At 30.5% G+C, this 18,382-nt stretch carries 22 protein-coding genes; all 22 read left to right on the forward strand.

Going from position 1 to position 18,382, the window contains the following annotated elements; all coding sequences use genetic code 11:
• A partial coding sequence (locus tag ACRC8M_RS02290; RefSeq protein ID WP_438527658.1) for a DUF4236 domain-containing protein occupies window positions 1–502 on the forward strand: 502 nt, incomplete at its 5' end.
• A 141-nt stretch (window positions 503–643) separates the two neighbouring features.
• Window positions 644–1,189, forward strand: coding sequence for an N-acetylmuramoyl-L-alanine amidase (locus tag ACRC8M_RS02295; RefSeq protein WP_438527659.1), 546 nt, complete (start codon window positions 644–646; stop codon window positions 1,187–1,189).
• An 851-nt stretch (window positions 1,190–2,040) separates the two neighbouring features.
• The gene (locus ACRC8M_RS02300; protein WP_438527660.1) at window positions 2,041–3,111 is read left to right on the forward strand and encodes a hypothetical protein; all 1,071 of its coding nucleotides are present in this window, start codon (window positions 2,041–2,043) and stop codon (window positions 3,109–3,111) included.
• 147 nt (window positions 3,112–3,258) lie between these two features.
• Complete coding sequence (locus ACRC8M_RS02305) at window positions 3,259–3,780, forward strand: hypothetical protein (protein ID WP_438527661.1); 522 nt, start codon at window positions 3,259–3,261, stop codon at window positions 3,778–3,780.
• Window positions 3,781–3,929: 149 nt separating this feature from the next.
• Window positions 3,930–4,385, forward strand: coding sequence for a hypothetical protein (locus tag ACRC8M_RS02310; protein WP_438527662.1), 456 nt, complete (start codon window positions 3,930–3,932; stop codon window positions 4,383–4,385).
• Window positions 4,378–6,216 (forward strand): phage terminase large subunit family protein, encoded by a 1,839-nt coding sequence (locus tag ACRC8M_RS02315; protein ID WP_438527663.1) that lies wholly within the window; start codon window positions 4,378–4,380, stop codon window positions 6,214–6,216. The genes ACRC8M_RS02310 and ACRC8M_RS02315 overlap by 8 nt, the downstream gene beginning before the upstream one ends.
• Window positions 6,209–6,433, forward strand: coding sequence for a DUF6148 family protein (locus tag ACRC8M_RS02320; protein ID WP_438527664.1), 225 nt, complete (start codon window positions 6,209–6,211; stop codon window positions 6,431–6,433). The genes ACRC8M_RS02315 and ACRC8M_RS02320 overlap by 8 nt, the downstream gene beginning before the upstream one ends.
• Before the next feature lie 11 nt (window positions 6,434–6,444).
• Window positions 6,445–7,923, forward strand: coding sequence for a phage portal protein (locus ACRC8M_RS02325; RefSeq protein ID WP_438527665.1), 1,479 nt, complete (start codon window positions 6,445–6,447; stop codon window positions 7,921–7,923).
• The gene (locus ACRC8M_RS02330; protein WP_438527666.1) at window positions 7,907–8,935 is read left to right on the forward strand and encodes a head maturation protease, ClpP-related; all 1,029 of its coding nucleotides are present in this window, start codon (window positions 7,907–7,909) and stop codon (window positions 8,933–8,935) included. Before ACRC8M_RS02325 ends, ACRC8M_RS02330 begins: the two co-directional genes overlap by 17 nt.
• 9 nt (window positions 8,936–8,944) lie before the next feature.
• On the forward strand, window positions 8,945–9,280 hold the full coding sequence (locus tag ACRC8M_RS02335) for a hypothetical protein (RefSeq protein ID WP_438527667.1): 336 nt from the start codon (window positions 8,945–8,947) through the stop codon (window positions 9,278–9,280).
• Window positions 9,281–9,300: 20 nt separating this feature from the next.
• On the forward strand, window positions 9,301–10,311 hold the full coding sequence (locus ACRC8M_RS02340; protein WP_438527668.1) for a major capsid protein: 1,011 nt from the start codon (window positions 9,301–9,303) through the stop codon (window positions 10,309–10,311).
• A gap of 12 nt (window positions 10,312–10,323) precedes the next feature.
• On the forward strand, window positions 10,324–10,578 hold the full coding sequence (locus ACRC8M_RS02345; RefSeq protein ID WP_438527669.1) for a hypothetical protein: 255 nt from the start codon (window positions 10,324–10,326) through the stop codon (window positions 10,576–10,578).
• A 1-nt stretch (window position 10,579) separates the two neighbouring features.
• On the forward strand, window positions 10,580–10,915 hold the full coding sequence (locus ACRC8M_RS02350; RefSeq protein ID WP_438527670.1) for a hypothetical protein: 336 nt from the start codon (window positions 10,580–10,582) through the stop codon (window positions 10,913–10,915).
• The gene (locus tag ACRC8M_RS02355; RefSeq protein ID WP_438527671.1) at window positions 10,915–11,466 is read left to right on the forward strand and encodes a phage tail protein; all 552 of its coding nucleotides are present in this window, start codon (window positions 10,915–10,917) and stop codon (window positions 11,464–11,466) included. Before ACRC8M_RS02350 ends, ACRC8M_RS02355 begins: the two co-directional genes overlap by 1 nt.
• Window position 11,467: 1 nt before the next feature.
• Window positions 11,468–11,905, forward strand: coding sequence for a hypothetical protein (locus ACRC8M_RS02360; RefSeq protein WP_438527672.1), 438 nt, complete (start codon window positions 11,468–11,470; stop codon window positions 11,903–11,905).
• Window positions 11,906–11,914: 9 nt separating this feature from the next.
• The gene (locus ACRC8M_RS02365; RefSeq protein WP_438527673.1) at window positions 11,915–12,178 is read left to right on the forward strand and encodes a hypothetical protein; all 264 of its coding nucleotides are present in this window, start codon (window positions 11,915–11,917) and stop codon (window positions 12,176–12,178) included.
• Window positions 12,179–12,188: 10 nt separating this feature from the next.
• Window positions 12,189–13,601, forward strand: coding sequence for a phage tail sheath family protein (locus ACRC8M_RS02370; RefSeq protein ID WP_438527674.1), 1,413 nt, complete (start codon window positions 12,189–12,191; stop codon window positions 13,599–13,601).
• 10 nt (window positions 13,602–13,611) lie between these two features.
• Window positions 13,612–14,124: a phage major tail tube protein gene (locus tag ACRC8M_RS02375; RefSeq protein ID WP_438527675.1), complete on the forward strand. Its 513-nt coding sequence runs from the start codon at window positions 13,612–13,614 to the stop codon at window positions 14,122–14,124.
• Between the two features lie 8 nt (window positions 14,125–14,132).
• Window positions 14,133–14,471 carry a hypothetical protein gene (locus ACRC8M_RS02380; protein ID WP_438527676.1) on the forward strand — a complete coding sequence of 113 codons (339 nt, stop codon included), beginning with the start codon at window positions 14,133–14,135 and terminating at the stop codon, window positions 14,469–14,471.
• Window positions 14,472–14,671: 200 nt separating this feature from the next.
• Window positions 14,672–16,804 carry a phage tail tape measure protein gene (locus tag ACRC8M_RS02385; protein WP_438527677.1) on the forward strand — a complete coding sequence of 711 codons (2,133 nt, stop codon included), beginning with the start codon at window positions 14,672–14,674 and terminating at the stop codon, window positions 16,802–16,804.
• A gap of 10 nt (window positions 16,805–16,814) precedes the next feature.
• Window positions 16,815–17,036, forward strand: coding sequence for a tail protein X (locus ACRC8M_RS02390; protein WP_438527678.1), 222 nt, complete (start codon window positions 16,815–16,817; stop codon window positions 17,034–17,036).
• Complete coding sequence (locus ACRC8M_RS02395) at window positions 17,026–18,078, forward strand: phage late control D family protein (protein WP_438527679.1); 1,053 nt, start codon at window positions 17,026–17,028, stop codon at window positions 18,076–18,078. Before ACRC8M_RS02390 ends, ACRC8M_RS02395 begins: the two co-directional genes overlap by 11 nt.
• The last annotated feature ends 304 nt before the right edge of the window (window positions 18,079–18,382 follow it).

The following is an 18,382-nucleotide window of genomic DNA, read 5'->3' on the forward strand; positions in this document are numbered from 1 at the left end:
AATTAATTTAAGTAAATCTGGAATAGGAGCTAGCGTAGGAGTTAAAGGGGCTAGAATAGGGACTGGCCCAAGAGGAACAAGAGTAACTGGTAGTCTTCCTGGGACAGGGTTATATTATAGTAAAAATATAGGAAAAACATCAACAACTAAACAAGTGACTTCTGAAAATAAAAGTGGCTTGAAGTTCTTATTTCTTATTTTATTATCTTTAGGAATACCAATTAATTTATTTTCAAATTTGGCTTTTAATATATATCTAGTTATTTGTTTAGGAATTATTTATTGTTTATTTCAAACCTGTTTATTTTCTAAAGAAAGTATGAAAAATATTGACATAGCAGAAGTTTTAATTGAAATTTTTTCATCATTACTAATTTTAGGCATAGGGTGTTATATAGCTTCCAGCATAGCATTTTATATATTTATGGGTATGTTTTTATTAAACGTTATAATAACTATAGGAATTTATAAAACTAATAAATGTGAGCTTGAAGAAAAATAAAAAATATTGACAGAGATATTTTTTTAAAGTATACTTGGTTTAAAATTAAATATGATGCGAAGACTTATTTATAGGAGTCAAGGGTTATCGAAAGGTAGCTCTTGGCTCCTTTATTTTTTGTAAAAATATTTGGAGGTGCAAATGAAAAGAGTAATTTTATTGGCTGGACACAACTTTAAAGACCAAGGATGCCAGATTAAGTTAGGAACTACAACAGTAACAGAATTTAACCTAACAACATGGCTTGTAGCAGAGATTTTTAAAAAAGAAAGATTGATGAATATAGATTTAGTAGCTAAAGCTAGAAATGACTATAAAGATCTCATAAGTGAGGTAAATAGTCTTAATGGAGATATTTTAATCTCTTGTCACTTTAACGCTGCTAATGGAGTGGCTCAAGGAACAGAAGTATTGCACTCATCAAAAAGTACGAAAGGAGCTAAACTAGCTGAAATAACTAAAAATATATTAGTTAAAAATTTAGGCTTAAAAGATAGAGGTTTAAAACCGACTACTCCAGATATGAGAGGCGGTTCTATATTAAACAAAACTAAACCAGTAGCAATACTAATAGAACCATTCTTTCTAGATTCAGTTAAAACTTTCGAGGAACTATTAGTTCTTATGAATAAAACTGTAGACTCAATAATCGAAACTCTAGAGTACTTAGAAAAAAATGAATTATAAATAATAATTTGGATGAACCAATGTATGAACTTACAGGTAGGTTCGGGATAGGGGTTGGCAAAAGAGGACTTCGTAGATGTTCTCACTAAGTGGGAGCTTTTAATAAGGAGGTGTTAGCATAAATATAAAATTTAGAAATTTATTTAATATTTTTGAAAAATTGGTAAATATTCTTATCAAAATTATGTTTTATACTCAATTATTTTCTATAGTTGCAAGACTATTAACAGGAAATATAACTATTGAATACTGTAAGATTTGGTGGACTGGATTATTTAGAATACTTCCTTGGTTCTTACTTATTAGAATCATAGAAAATATAAGTAAGAACCAAATTATATTCAGTAGGAGGTAATTAAAAATTAAAGCTAAAATATATTATGAACCCAAAAAAGAAATACCTAATCCTAATGGTGGTGTTTATATTTTAAATAGAGTTGAATACCTAATAGTTGAAAAAGAATACAATTTAAGTTCTGATAAATTTCCTAGAAGAGATATCATTGGACTCGAAGAGTATCTTCCATGCGTAAGAAAAGAAGTTTCAAATTTAAAAATTATTAGTGAAAGAAAGAATAAAATTAACAGATTACAAAAAAATATAATTTTTCTAGAACTTAAAATAAAAAAATTGTTGGATGAATTTCCTATCAAAGTTTGGGATGAAGAAACTTTCGAAATAGATAGGCTTTGGTATTATTTTAAAACTAGAAAAAGAAGAGCAGAAATGCTAATGGAGAGCATTTCTAACTCTATTAAATAATTCTAACAAGCCTACTTAAGTAGGCTCTTAATTAAAGCTTATCACTGAACTCATTTTCATAATGGTGGTCAGTTTCAATTAGGAGGTGATGAAAAAGTTGGATATATTTAAAATAGGTGTAGATCATCTAGTTATAAAAAATATAAAAATAGAATATCCATCCCATCTGAAGAAATTGACAATGACTGAAGATGGAGGTTTACAAGAGGGAATAACAGAACGAGGAGATGGATTTACAATCTATAGCTTTACTAAATTGACAAAAGACAATGAACTTATTCCATTTGTAAATACTTTAATCTTTAATCCAAATAAAATACTCGATGGTAATAACTTGGCGAACTCTAGAGCAGGCAGAATATTCGATGCACTTGTAAATGTAAAAGAAAGACTAGAGCAAAAGGATATCAAGCTTGACTTTAATGAATCGACAGTTGAAACAGTTGAAATAAACATAAATATAAGAATGAAATTTGAACTTTTGAAAAAAGTTTTGGATTTGATTTTTTATGTTCTTTCTAAAGGTAAAAGTAAATGTACTTATGGAGATGATAGCAACTATATTTCAAGAGATAGAAGAAAAGTTGAAAGTTTCTGGTTTAGAAAGAATGAGAATGTCTTTAGAAGTTACAATAAAACCTTAGAGCTTTTAGAAAAAGAAAAAATAGATATAGGTATTGATGTCACAAGAATAGAAGATAAACAATCCCCACATAACTTTAAGAAAATCTTTAGAGATAAAAATCTAAAGCTAGACTTAATGACTGTTTTAAATAACTTTGAGCTTATTGAAGAAGACTTTAAAAGAAGATGGGCTGAAGTGCTTAGAGATAGCTTTAAATATCTTGAAGCTAATCATGCTAAAGAAATAGAGATTGAGTATAGAAGATTTAAAAATGCACAAAAACTAGCAAGAGAAAGAAAAAAGATAGACCCATCAACAAAACTCCAGTGTGGAGTTTATAAATATTTACATGATAACTTTACTGTTTTTGATAAGAAGTATGTTTTTGATGTAATAGATCGTTATCATAATAGAAATTTCTTAAGAGAAAAAACAGCAGCAGAAAAATATTTTAAAGATGAAAATGGATTAGAATTAATAGGATTTCTAGCAGATTTTTTTTGCACAGCTTTTTCAGAACTTGTGCAAGATTAATTTAGTAAAAATACAATTAGAAACCTTTAGTTATAAAGGATAATCACATTGTTTAGATAGAAATAAATCAAGTCACTTTTTCTATATAAACAGTATGTATAAGGCCCGTAAATTTATATAAAAACATAGTAAAAAAATGGAGGTCACATGAGTACAACTCCAAGAAAAAAAGTTCCATTAGGAATAAAAAAAACTGCAAGGAAATTATTTGAAGCTGGAGTTAATATGTATGATATTGCAATTGAACTAAAGTTAAATTTGCAGACTCTATACAACATAAGCTCAAAAGAGAAATGGGAGAAAGGTAAACTAAAAGAGCTTCTATATGTAAAAGAGCAAGAAAGTCTTATAGGCAATATCGTAGCACTACAAGAAGAGAGGAAGAAGACTTATAGGGTATTAACAAAAGGTATCACAGATATAGTGGCTAGAGGACAAACAAATCTAAAAGATGGAGAAGTAAAGCTAAATATAAATGAAAATATAGCTCTAGCTAGTCAAGCTAAAGCATTACAAACTAACTATCAATTAGAGAAAGAGTTATACGGACTAAGAACCCCTGAGGAAGAGATTGACTTAGAGATAAAAAGAATAAAGCTTGAGCAATTAAAGAGGACCTTAGAGAAGAGTAGTGAAGATGATGAGAAAACTGTTGCATTACGCTATTAATATGCCATAGGTTCTCCCAGAGGAATTGCAAGAGCTTGCGGGTGGGCGAGACGCCCGAAAGTTCCCGAGTTTCAAAAAATTTTAAAGTCAGTTGCCAAAATTTTTTTTAGATATATAAGGCCAAAAGTATTAAAAAATAGGAGATATATATGAAAATTGAAGCGACAGAAAATCAAATATCAAGATTATTTAAAATATCAGAGAGAGCAATTAGAGAAAATTATAAGGAAGCTAAAATATCTCCTGGAGTTTATGATCTAATTCAAGTAGTTGAAATGTATGTATCAAAAGTAAAAAATGTTGACGTTAAAGATATTTTACTTGAAACAGAGAAAGAATATAAACAAAGTAAAGTTGATCTAAATAAAGCTAAATTAAAAATAATCGAAGGTGAATATATATCAATGGAGGAAGCAACAGAGGCAGTATCAACAATGTTATTCAATTTCAAATCAAAGATAATGTCTCTTCCTAAAAAGATTGTTGTAGATTTAAAAAAATGTGAAACAACAGCAGAAAAAGAAAAAACTATAGAGCGACATCTTAAAAAAGCAGTAGGTCAATTAAAAGGTTTCCTTGAAATGAATGGAGGAGAGAATGACTAAGAAAGAACAGTTTTTCAAAGCTATTGCTCATGCTCTAAAAATGCCTCCAAATCTAACTTTAACGGAGTGGTCTGATAAGAATAGAAATCTTTCTAAGGAAGCTTCTTCAGAACATGGAGAGTGGGTAACAGCAAGAACTCCATATATGTTAGAAATATATGACAATGTTATGAAGGAAAGAATTAGAAAAGTTGTTTTACAATTTGGATCACAATTAGCAAAAACAGAGTTTATTTTAAATAGTTTTGGTTGGTATGCACATTTAGACCCATGTCCTATGATGGTAGTTCAGCCAACAGATACTTTAGCATCAGAGTTTTCTAAAGAAAGAGTAGCTCCAATGATAAGAGATTGTGATGTTTTGAGAGGATTAATAAAAGATGCTAATCAAAAGAATAGTGGAAATACGGTAACTCATAAAATGTTTCCTGGAGGATTTTTAGCATTTAAAGGAGCTGCTTCTCCTGCAGGGTTAGCATCAAAGCCAATAAAAGTATTATTTATGGATGAGGTAGATAGATATCCTAAATCATCTGGAGATGAAGGGTCACCAATAACATTAGCAGAAAAAAGAGTTCAAACTTATGATGATCACAAAATAATAATAACAGGAACACCAACAATCAAAGGACAATCAGAAATAGAAGCAGAGTATGAAAAAGGCTCAATGGCTAGATATTATGTTAAATGTCCAGAGTGTGGAGAGGGAAATGAATTATTGTTTGATAATTTAAGTTGGGATTTAAATGAAGCAGATGAGTTAAAAGTTGATAAAGTTGAAATAATTTGTGAACATTGTGGATGTGGAAATAATGAGGAAGCTTGGAAAGCTGAGAAAGGCGAATGGATACATGAATATCCTGAGAGGACAACACTTTCTTATAAGTTATCTGCATTAGCAAGTGTTATGAGAACTTGGACTAGTATAGTGGAAGAATATTTAGAGAAAAAGGACAATGAGCAGGAATTGATTTCATTTGTAAATACTGTTTTAGGAGAATCATATGAGCAATCTTTAGCTGAAGTATTAGACCATGAAATATTGTTAAAGAGAAGAGAAGTGTACAAAGCTGAGGTTCCAGATGAAGTATTACTATTAACTGCTGGAGTTGACGTTCAAGATGGTTGGTTAGCAATAGAAGTTGTCGGTCATGGACTTGATAATGAAACTTGGGGTATTCAATATAAAATACTTTCTGGAAATTTGGAAGAGAGTGAAATATGGGAAGAACTAGATGAGTTTCTAATGAAAAAATTCTATTATGCAGATGGAACTGGAATAAATATTTATTCAACTTGTATTGATACTGGAGGGCATCATACAGAAGCATCATATGACTTTGTAAAACCAAGAGAAACATATAGAAGAATATTTGGAATAAAAGGTTTAGGTGGAGAGAATGTTCCAATAATTAATGGATTTAGATTGACTAAAAACAAGAAAATAAATCTATTATCCCTGGGAGTAAATGCCTTAAAAGATATGACTATGGGTAGATTAAAAATTACAGAACCAGGGCCAGGGTATTGTCACTATCCATCAGATCCAATTTTAAAATATGATGAGCAATACTTTAAAGCATTAACTGCAGAAGCAAAATTAGTTAATAAAAAAACTGGAAAAGTTACATGGACACAGGTAAGAAAGCGTAATGAATCTTTAGACTGTAGGAACTATGCCTTAGCAGCTAAAGAGATATTTACAAAATTAGATATGAAAAAATTAGCTCAATTAAGAAAAGAACAATTAGAAAAAGCTTTTGAATATAAAACACCTAAGAAAAAGAAGGTTAAATTAAAAATACAGGGAGGAGTAGAAACTAGTGAGTAGTGCAATAACAAGAGAAATAGCTAAAGCTAAATTAACAAGATATCTTGAAGCAGAAGAAAAAGTGTTAGCAGCACAAGAGTACACTCTTGAAGGAAGGAGAGTTACAAGAGCTGATTTAAAAGAGATAAGAGAAGGTATAGAATACTGGGCTAAAAAATGTGAAGGGAAAAATATAACACAAATTAGGAGCTATAGAGTTCAAATAAAAAATGATTAGGAGGAAATGTTATGTTTAATTTTTTTAAAAATAAAAAAACAACTGCGAAAATTCCTCCAAAACATTTAGTTAAAGAAATAAGGGTTTTAAATTATTCTCAAGGTGGCGGTTCTGTAACCAAAAACATTTTTAAGAAAACAAGGGATGAACTTAATACTGCAGATGAAGATATTGGAGAGACAAAAGATTTATTAATGGCTAGATCATCACATCTCTACATGAATAATGCTATTGGTGCTGCTGCAATCAAGAAAATAAGAACAAATGTCGTAGGAAGAGGATTAAAAGTTAAACCTGCAATAGCCAATGAGATTTTAAATTTATCACAAAATGAAGTAGATAGAATTCATAGAGAAATTAGTATTTTATGGGATATGTTTGTAGATGAATGCGATATTGAAAACTTTTCAAATTTTTATCAAATACAATCACTTGTTTTAATAAATCAGCTTGTATATGGAGAAACATTTGTATTGCTTCCTCTAAAAAAAAGAGCAGGACAGCTATTTGACTTAAAAATAAAGTTAATAGATTCAACAAGATGTCAAAATCCTTCAGGAGCTGGAGAGAATATTAAAAATGGAGTTGAAATATCTCCAGATGGAGAGGTAATAGCATATCATTTTACAAAAAGTAATACATCTAGTGAAACAGTAAGAGTTGAAGCTTTTGGAAAGAAAAGTGGAAGAAAAAATGTTTTATGTGTGATGGAAAAAGAAAGGATAGGTCAAAGAAGAGGAGTTCCTTTATTAGCTCCAGTTATAGAACTTTTATATCAACTATCAGAATACACATCTACAGAGATCACTTCAGCATCTGTAGCAGCTTTATTTTCAGTATTTATAACTAATGAAACTGAAGAAACTTTTACGCCAGACGGGGCAGATCCTTTAACTAATATTGAAAAAGAGGAAGAACAAGATAAAGATTATGTTGTTAAAATGGGGAATGGAACAATAAATGAACTTCCACCAGGAAAAAATATAACAATAGCCGCTCCAAATCGAAATGGGGCAAGTTTTGAAGAGTTTACAAAATCACTTTTAAGACAATTAGGAGCAGCTTTAGAAATTCCATATGAAGTTTTATTCACTCATTTTACAACAAGTTATTCAGCTTCAAGAGCGGCTCTTTTGGAAGTCTGGAAAATGTACTTGATGAGAAGAACATGGCTTGTATCAGATTTTTGTAAACCTGTTTACGAAGAGTTTTTAGATGAGATCGTCTCAAAAGGAATACTAAAATTACCTGGATATGAAAATATATTGTATAGAAAATGTTATCAAAAAGCAGAGTGGTATGGCCCAGTACAAGGGCAGTTAAATCCAGTTCAAGAAGTTAATGCCGCTGTAACAAAAGTTAAAGTTGGAATTTCAACTCTCGAAAGAGAAACAAAAGAGCTAAACGGAGGAGATTTTGAGGCTAATAATACACAAAGGCATATAGAAAGTAAAAAGAGAGGTGAATTAAAAAATGAGTCCAATATTTAATCTTTATAAAACAGGAGAGAAAAAGGCAACTATACTGCTTTATGGAGTCATTGGAGATACATTTTCAGAAGAGGGCGTATCAGAAAAAGAGTTAGCAGAAGAACTATTGGAACATGGAGATATTGATGAATTAACAGTAAGGATAAATTCTCCAGGAGGACTAGTTACTGCGGGTATTGCTATATACAATACTTTAAAAAATCATAAAGCTAAAAAAACAGTTGAAATTGATGGTTTATGTGGGTCAATAGCCACTGTAATAGCCATGTGTGGAGAGAAAAGAATTATGAATGCTGGAACTAGGTTTATGATTCATAATCCTTTAACAATGGCATTTGGTGGAATAAAAGAGTTGGAAAAATCAATTGAAAGACTAAATCAAATTAAAGATGATGTAGTTGAAATTTACAGCTCTGCTACAAAATTAGGAAAAGAAGAATTAGAGAAAATGATGGATGAAGAACCTTATTTAAAACCAGAGGAAGCTTTAGCTAAAGGGTTCATTACAGATATAAACAAGAATGCAGACATGAATATAACAAACTATGTACAAGAGTATATAAATTATACAAATATAAAAAAAAATAAAAAGAAGGAGGATGAAATTGTGACAAAAGAGGAGTTAAAAGTTAAATTTCCACAAGTCTATAATGAAGTGTTAGAGGAGGGAGAGAAAAAAGAAAGAGAAAGAATCAAAAAATTAGATGACTTTTCAAACAATGCAATAGTTACAAACGTGGAAAATGCAGGAGAGATAATTAAAAATGCAAAATATGTAAATGTAAAAAGTTTAGAGGAAGTATCTACAGAAATTCTTCTAAATGGAAAAATAAAACCCGTAACTCAAGAAGAAAATTTAATTCAAGAAACAACAGGAAAAGACGAAACAAATCCGTTAGATTTTAAAGCTAGAGTTAATGACGCTTATAATTTAACGACAATCGAAGGTTCTACACAAATGAGTGAGGATGAGAAAAGAAAAGCCTTTTTAGCGGCATGGGATGAAATATAGGAGGATAATATGTCAAAAGTAGATATTAAAACAAAAGAATTAGTTGTTGGGAACGATATAACACCTACAACTTATAGAATGGCTTGTGCTGATGGAGACTATCCAGCTGGAACGATAGTTGAATTTGATTCAACTACTAAAAAGTTAAAAAAGGCTACGGCTGCTGCAAATATGTTTGGGATTGTAGCTGATGATTCAAAAGCTACATCAACAAATAATGAAATTATTATTTATGTAACAGGTAGATTTGATTTTAAAGAATGTATATATCCAAAAGTAGAAGGAGAAACTAAATTAGATTATCAAGTGAGAGGAAAAGAAACTGGAATATTCTTTGCAGAATAACTAAAAATTAGGAGGAAAATATGGATCAAAGAACATTAATACTAGCAATGAAACAAACAAAAGCACCTGAGTTATTTTTATATAATTTATTAATAGGAGCAGAGAAAACAGAAAAAACAGATAGATTTGAAATTCAAACGAAATCAGCTTCAAGATTAAGAGTTCCACTTATGGGTAGAAGAGAGAATGGAAAATTAGTAAGAAACGAAGCATTCCAACAAGCATTATATAAACCAGGAATGATTAAACCATACAAGCCAATTACAGAAGATAGCTTATTAGCCCAAAAGTTCGGAGAAACAGCTCATGGGGTTCCAGCTTCTTATACAAACTCTCAAATGAAGGGATTGAAAGCAGATGTAATCGAGTTAAAAGAAATTGGATTAAGAACTAAAGTATGGATGCTATCTCAATTATTAATAACAGGAACTCTTCCAACAGATAAAAATGAGGGAATATCTTATGGAGAATTAAATGAGATTACAATGACTGGAACTGAAAAATGGTCAGACCCAACAGCTCCAATAATAGGGCAATTAAGAGAAAATCAATTAAAAATTCAACAAGATACTGGAATAGTTGTAGATCATTTAATAATTACTCCAGATGTAGTTGGACATTTCTTAGGAAATAATGGTGTTAAAGAAGCAATGAAGAGTACTACAGGACATGCTTTTGTATTTGATCCAGATAAGATTGCAGATAGTGCCGCTTATATTGGATTTATACCCGAATTAAATCTAAGAATATTCTCATATATGGATTGGAGTCAGGTGGAAGGAGAAGTTGAAGAACCTTTATTACCACCTGGAACAGCTCTTATGGTAAAGAAAAAAAGTTTTAGAGTTCACTATGGAGCTATACCAATAAGGCCTAAAGCTGGACAAGCAAAAATATTAGTTTCTGCAATAGAAATTATAAAGCCAGAATATGGACAAAAAGACGAGGAAGATGATGAGCTAAGATATTACTCAGCACCTTTAATTATTCCTAACGATGCTAAAGGATGGGCTTTATTAAAAGTACTTTAAGGAGAGGGATATATGAAAATTAGAACACTGAAAAGAATTAGATATAAAGGACAGATTTTTGAAAAAGGGTCTGAACTAGAATTTTTAGAAGAAGAGGAAGCTAGAAAATACATAAACTCTGGAATGTTTATTGAATTAGAAAGTGAAAAAGCAGTTGAAGAAAAAGTTGAGGAAATTATAGAAGAGCCAGAGAATGAAACCATAGAAGAAATATTGGAGGATAATCCAGTAGTATCAAAAGTGATAAAAAGAGGAAAAGGAAAGTAAAATGAACTTTAAAGATATTCTTGAAGAAGATTTAGATATATTTATCAATCCAGATGAGTTAGCTGAAAAAATAAGTATCGATGGAACTGAAATAAATGGAGTAGCTTCATCTGCAATTTCTGATAAAAATAAATTAAGGTTAGGAAATCAAGGTACTTATGGATATGGAGAAGCACTATATATAAATCAAAAAGAAATAACATTTAAAACAAAAGATATTCCCCACAAATACAAACAGGGAGATAGAATAGAGTTTAATGGTGAATTATATGCGGTAATTCTTGTAAAAGAAGAGTTAGGAATGACAAGTCTTATTATAGGAGAACAAGGAAACTAATGATTAAAATTAGTGAAGACGGGTTAAATAAGGTTGATAAGATACTAAAAGATTTACCAAATGTAGCTAAAGATATTAAATTGAGGGCTGTTAGAAGAGCAGCCCTTGCTGCTAAAGATGAGGCAAGTAGACAAGGTAGAAGTAGATATAATTTAAAATCTGAGGAAATTAATAAAACTTTTGAGTTTACAAAACCGAATAAAAATAATATTTCTGCAACATTAGTCAGTACTGGTGAAAGAATAAGATTAATAAAATATAAAGTTAATCCAAAGAGTGTTCCTAAAAAAAGAAAAGTAGTTAAAGTTTCTGTTATAAAAGGCCAAGGAATGAAAACACTAGAATCTGCTTTCGTTGCTAAAATGCAAAATGGAACAGTAGGTGTATTCCAAAGGCTAGGAAGAGAAAGAGTGCCTATAAAGCAACTTTACGGGCCTTCAGTACCACAACTATTTAAAGAACCTACAGTGAAAAATGCGATACTGAAAAAAGCTGAAGATGTTTTAGAAAACAGGATTACTCACGAGTTGGGAAGATACATAGGAGAGTAAAATGACATCAATAGAATTAGAAGATTTAGTAAAAAAAAGATTACAAGAGTTACTATCTGATTTAATGTTACCAAAACCAAGAGGAAAAGAACTAGCAGGGAAAGTTAAAGTGTTTACAGGGTTTTATCCATTAACAAAAGTTGGGGATAAAAACGAAAATATACCTGGAATAGCAATAAAAGCATGTAGTGGAAAAAATGATGAAGTTATTATAAACTTTGACATTTATGTTTATAGTGAAGAAGGTAATGGACATAGAAATGGGCTTTTAATAATAGAAAAAATTAGAAGAGAGTTTTATTCACATCCAGTATTTGAATTTGCAGAATTTAAAAAATTAACATGGGATTTGTTAAATATATCAGGACCAAACTATGAATTTGGAGGACTTTTATATTTTAATATACCAGAAATAGTAGTAGAGAAAGATTGTATATAGGAGGATATAGTGGCTAAACCAAAAGAAGAAAAGCAAATTAAAGAAGAGAAACAAACAAATTTGATATATATAGGGCCAAATATTTATGAAAAAGGGTTGGTTTTTGGAAAAGGATATACTTATGAACCAAAGCATTTAATAGAGAGTATGCCAGAAATAAAAAATGTTCTAATTTCAGTAGAAGAGTTTGCTAAAAATAGAGGGTTAATTTGTAAACAAGGTAGTAAATACGATATTTTAATAAAAGAATTTCAAAAGAGTATAGGAAAATAGGAGGTTTTAAATGGCACAATTTTTTCATGGAATTAGAACTACAGAAAGTCCAACTAGTATAGTTGCACCAATAAAAACAGGAACTGTACCAATCATATTCGGAACTTCCGAAGTGAACTTAGTAGAACCAAGTGAAAGAGCAATTAATAAACCAGTATTATGCTATTCACAAAAGGATGTAGCTAAATATTTAGGATTAGGAAATAATAGTCAAAATTTTACAATAACTCAAGCTAGTGATGTATTTTTTAAGCTATACGCAGTAGCACCAGTTATTTTTGTAAATGTATTAGATCCTGCAAAGCATAAAAAGTCAGTTACAGGAACAGAGATAGATAGTACAACATTGGAAGTAAGAGAAGCAGGAATACTACTTGATACATTTGTATTAAAAGCTGCAGGAACAGAAGTTATTGAATCTAAGTACAGAGCAGCTTTTACAGATGAAGGATATGTTCAAATAATATTACTAGAAGAAGTTACAGGAGCTTTAACCGCTGATTATTCAGTAATAGACCCTTCAAAAGTTTTAAAAGCTGATTATATAGGTGGAGAAAATGAAAATGGAGTAAAAACAGGGTTAGAAGTAATAAATGACTGCTATTCATTAACAGGTATTTTTCCAAGTATAGGACTTGTTCCAGGAGTATTTGATACAGAAGTAATAACAATATTAGATACAAAGATGGGCAATCAAAACGGCCTTATAAAAGGATTAAGCTTTGTTGATATTCCAACAACAACAGTAAAAAAATATCAAGATGTAGCAGCACATAAGAAACAAAATAATTTAACATCAAATCAACAGTATGTATGTTGGCCAAAAGTTAAATTAGGAGATAAACAATACTTCATGTCACTGCAAGCAGCAGCATTAAAAGCCAAAGTAGATGGTGAGAATGGAAGTCCATATGAATCACCTTCAAATAAAAATTTAAAAATAGATGGATTATGTTTAGAAGATGGAACCGCAATAACACTTGGTTTAGATACAGCAAACTATTTGAACTCACAAGGAGTTGCAACTGCAATTAACTTTAATAGTTGGGTTTTATGGGGAAATTATACAGGAGCATTTCCAGGAACAACAGATGTAAAAGATACATTTTTATGTGTAAGAGATATGTTTAATACAGAGCAGAAATCTTTCATACTAACATATGTTAATAAAGTTGATAAACCAGGTAATCGTAATCAAATAGATTCAATTGTAGAATCTCAAAATATAAAATATAACGGATTAACTTCAGCAGGAATTTTATATGGAGGAAAAGTTGAATTTAGAGAAGAAGATAATCCAATAACAGATTTAATTGGAGGAACATTTAAATTTAAATTGTTCTTATCTCCAACTATTCCGATGCAAGAAATTGTAGAGGATTTTGAGTTTGATCCTGAAGCAATAAAAACAGTTTTTAATTAGGAGGAAATAAATGTCAAATATTCCAGAAAAAATAACGAATTACATGGTTTATAAAGATGGAACTAATCTTTTAGGTATTGGAGATGTAACACTTCCAGATTTTGAAGCTTTAACAGAAACAATAAAAGGAGCTGGAATCCTTGGAGAATACGATTCTGTAAGTATAGGTCACTTTGGAGAGCAAGAGGTAGAAGTTAATTTTAGAGACGTAACTTCAGCTTTAAAGGCAGGAGATGGCCATATAAACTTAATTTTTAAAGCCGCTAATCAATCATCAGATAAAACATCAGGTAAAATTCAAAAAAGACCGCTGTATATCTCAGTAACTGGAGTAAGAAAAAAACTAGGTACTGGAAAATTAGAGGCAGGGGCACCAATGGAGTCATCATTAGTAATATCATTAAGACAAATAAAAATAAAAGATGATAATAAGGATATTTTAGAGTTAGATAAGCAAAACTATATTTATAAAGTAAATGGTGAGGATCTATTAGCTGATGAAAGAAGAGCTATGGGAATGTAGGAGGAATTATGAACGTAAAATTAAGTAAGTCAGCAACATATTTTAAAGATGGAAAAGAAGTAGAGATAGACTCTTTAGAGTTAGATTTTGATAGATTAACAGGAAACGATATTTTTGAAGTTGAAAGAGAAATGACAATGATGGGGCATCCAATAGGAACACAATTTATTCAATCGAGTAAAGCACTTGCTATGTTAGGAGCTAAAGCAGCAAATGTACCAACTTTCTTAGTCGAAACACTTCCAGTTTTAGATACATTTAATTTGAGCTTGTATGTTAGGGGTTTTTTGATGGGACTTCCTACTGTGTCGGAACGTCCAAAAGAATCAGAAGAGCCTCAGTTATAACATTTAAGAAAACAGGAATTTCTGCGGATAAATTATTTAAGTTAAAAATAAGAGAATTAAATGAATGGATTGAAACTGCAGAAAGTGTGAGGTGGTAAAAGCTGAAAGAACTAATATTCCAAATAGGGGCAAAACTAGCTAGTAGTTTTGCTCCTACTATTAACGAAACTAATAAGTCCTTAACGGGATTTAAAACAGAAATGACAGACATAAACAAAACTCAAAATGAGATGAAAGGGTTTCAAAATGTTCAAAAGGATATGATTGAAACAAGAAACAAAATAGTTTCAGCGAAAGCTGAACTATCTAGGTTAAAGTTAGAATTACAGCAGAATCCTTCTGATAAGTTAAGAACTGAAGTAAAAAGAACGGCTGATAATTTAGGAACACTAGAAGATAAATTAAAAAGTCAAATAGGCAGATATTCGCAATTAAAAACTTCTCTTACATCATCTGGAGTAAATGTAAAAAAATTAAGACAAGAATATGAGCGATTAGGAAAAGAATTTACAAATGTAGAGAAAAAACAAGATAGATATTTAAAAGTTCAACAAAAGGCTAGTGAATGGAAGCAGATCAATCCAATATCAGTAGCTAAAAACTTTGCTTTAGCTGCACCATTAGCAGGTAGTGTAAAATTAGCCTTAGATGATTCAACGGCCTTTTCAGATGTAAAGAAACAATCTGGATTAGCTGGAAAAGAGTTAGAAGATTTTAAATATCAAATTTTAGACGCTACTAAGCACATACCGATGATGAATGATGAAATTTACGCTTTATCAGCTCAAGCTTTACAATCTGGAGTACCAATAAAAGAAATGTCTCAATTTACTTCAGACGCAGCTATGATGGCTACTGCATTTGATATTGAAGCTAAAGAAGCGGCTAAAACTATGGCAACATGGAGAAGTGCTTTTGGAATGAGCCAAACTGAAGTTATGAAACTAGCGGACGTTGTAAACTACTTAGGAAACAATCTAGCAACAACACCTGCAGATATAACTCAAGTTGTTAATGGTGTAGCATCTTTAGGAAAACTAGCTGGAGTTACAGAAAAACAAACAGCAGCTTTAGCAGCTCAAATAATGGCACAAGGTAAAAATGCAGATGTTACTAAAACTGGATTAAAGAATATGTTTTTAACTTTAGCATCAGGTTCATCAGCAACAGATAGGCAACAAAAAGCATATAAAAAATTAGGATTAACAAGTAAAGAAGTTGCTGAAGGTATGCAACGAGATGCCGAAGGAACCTTATTTGAAGTGTTACAAGGAGTCCAAGCTTTAGATGAGGTTGAAAGGGCTTCAGTATTAAGTGATTTATTTGGAAAAGAAAGTATTGAAATAGTAGCAGCATTAAATGCAGATGTTGGAAAATTAAAAAGTGTATTTACAGATATAAATGATGAGACTAAATATACTAACTCAGCATTAGAAGAATTTAATAATAAATTAGAAGATCCAGCCACTCAATTAGATTTAGCTAAAAAAGCTATGTTACAAACAGGTATAAATGCTGGAAATGTTCTTCTACCTCATGTTGTAACAATAGCACAAAAGACTGGTGAGTTTTTCAATTGGATCTCTAAGATTCAAAAGGAAAATCCAATGCTCGTAAAAGGATTTATGATGTTAGCAACTGGTTTAGTAGGTATAAATGCAACAATCGGTGTATCAAAGTTTTTAATGGGAAATTTATTAAGTACAGGATTAAAAATATATGATAATTGGGGAACTATCACAGACGTAATATCAAAAGGTAAAGATATGTTACCAATGTTAACAGGTGGCTTTTCTAAAATATTTGGACTAATTTCTAAAATGAATTTTGCTATGCTTATGAATCCTTGGGTACTTGCTATAGGAGGAGTAATTGCAGCAGGATATTTATTAATAAAGAATTGGGATACTGTAAAAGAGTGGTTTAAAAGTTTTGTTGGATATGTAGGAGATCTTTTTAAATGGTTATGGGAACATAGTCCACTAAAGATGATTATAGATGGTTGGAGTAAGATTTATGATAAGATTTTTGGGGATAAAGAAGCTAAAATAACTCAAGAAAGTAATCAGAATATAAAAACTGAAGCACCTCCTCCTCCAATACCAGATTTAGATACTGCTTCTAATTCATTAATAAACAGTGAAGAAAAAATTCAAAACTCAACATTAAATAATGCTCCACAATTTGTTATTCATCAGAACATAGAATATAAAGGGGATGAAAAAACAATGTCTCCAGATTTAAAAAGAGAGTTACAAGGAGCAAATGAAAGATCCTTTGAACAAGCTATGAAAGAGTATGAGAGAAAAAATAAAAGACTAGGATTTAATTAGGTGGGTAATTATGGAATATGAGTATTATAAAACTCTCCAGGGAGACACCTGGGATTTAATATCATATAAAGTTTATGGAAGCGAAGAGTACATAAAAGAAATTTATGAAGCTAATAAAAATTACTCTTCAATAGCAATATTTGAAGGTGGAATAGAGCTAAAAATACCAGTTATAAAAATAGCTGAAGTTTCAACTCTTCCACCTTGGAAGAAGGTGGAAAATGCAACATAAAGCAGCTAGAGCATATGCATCAGTAAAATATGAAGGTGTAAATATAACAAAAGATATAACTGAAGATTTAATAAGCATGAATTATACAGATAATTTAGATTCGGCTGATGAATTAGAATTAAATATAAAAGATATAGATAGAAAATGGTTGAAAGAATGGCATCCAAGAAAAGGGGATAAGATAGATGTAACTATTATAGGAGAACATTGGGATAACTTTGGAGATTTAAAAACATATCCATGTGGATCATTCCAAGTTGATGCAATAACTTATAGTGGACCTCCTTCAGTAATCTCCATAAAAGCTATATCAGTTGATATAAAAGCAAATTACAAAGATGAAAAAAGAAATAAGAGTTGGGAAAATGTAACTTTAAAAGATATTGTTTCAGAGATAACTAGTAAAGCAAATAAAAGCCTAATATACGAAGTTGAAAACATAATTAAGTATAAAAGGGTAGACCAGTCTTTAGAGAGCGATTTACAGCTTTTAAAAAGGCTATGTGAACAAGAAGGATTATCTTTAAAAAGTGCAGTTGATAAATTAATTGTATTTAATAAAGAAAAATATGAAAAAGAAGATGTTTTAGGTGTTATAGAGTTAACACCATATTTAAACTTTACTATAGATAGTGATGACGCAGATACTTATGATTCTTGCATAATCGAATATTATGATCCTACATTAAAGGAAACTTTAAGAGGAGAATTTAAAGCTCCAGAAAGAGAAGGATATAAAGAGAATACAAATAGAATTTTAAGAGTAAAAGAGAATAATTCAGTTCCTGGAGAAAGTAAGGAAGAGAAAGAAGCATTTTTGACTAAAAAAGCTAAAAGTAAATTAAGAAGTAAAAATTCAAATGAAACAAAAGTAAATATTTCAAGTAGAAAAGGAGATTTTATAACTTGGGCTGGTTCTACAGTAACGCTAGTAAATTTTGGTGTTTATAGTGGAAAGTATGTTGTAAATAAGATTACAAGAACAATAGGAGATAGTGGATATAAACAATCGCTAGAATTAAATAAAACATTAGAGTATTGATAAGGAGGTTTTTAAAATTCATAGATTAGTACAATTTGGAGAGATTATAAAAATATTTGATGATGGAACAGCAAAAGTATTTTATCCAGATCTTCAAAAAGAAAGCGGAAAATTACAAATACTTTATTCAAAAACTCTAAAAGATAAAGAATACTATCAATTTGATGAAAAAGAAATGGTTTTATGTTTGTTAATGCCTCAATCAGAATATACAGAAGGAGTTATTTTAGGAGCTGTATATAATAAAAAGGATATAGCTCCATCCTTTTCAAAATCTCATAAAATAAAAGGGATTGAGTATGAA

The organism is Cetobacterium sp. (assembly GCF_051653945.1).
Classification (GTDB): Bacteria; Fusobacteriota; Fusobacteriia; order Fusobacteriales; family Fusobacteriaceae; genus Cetobacterium_A.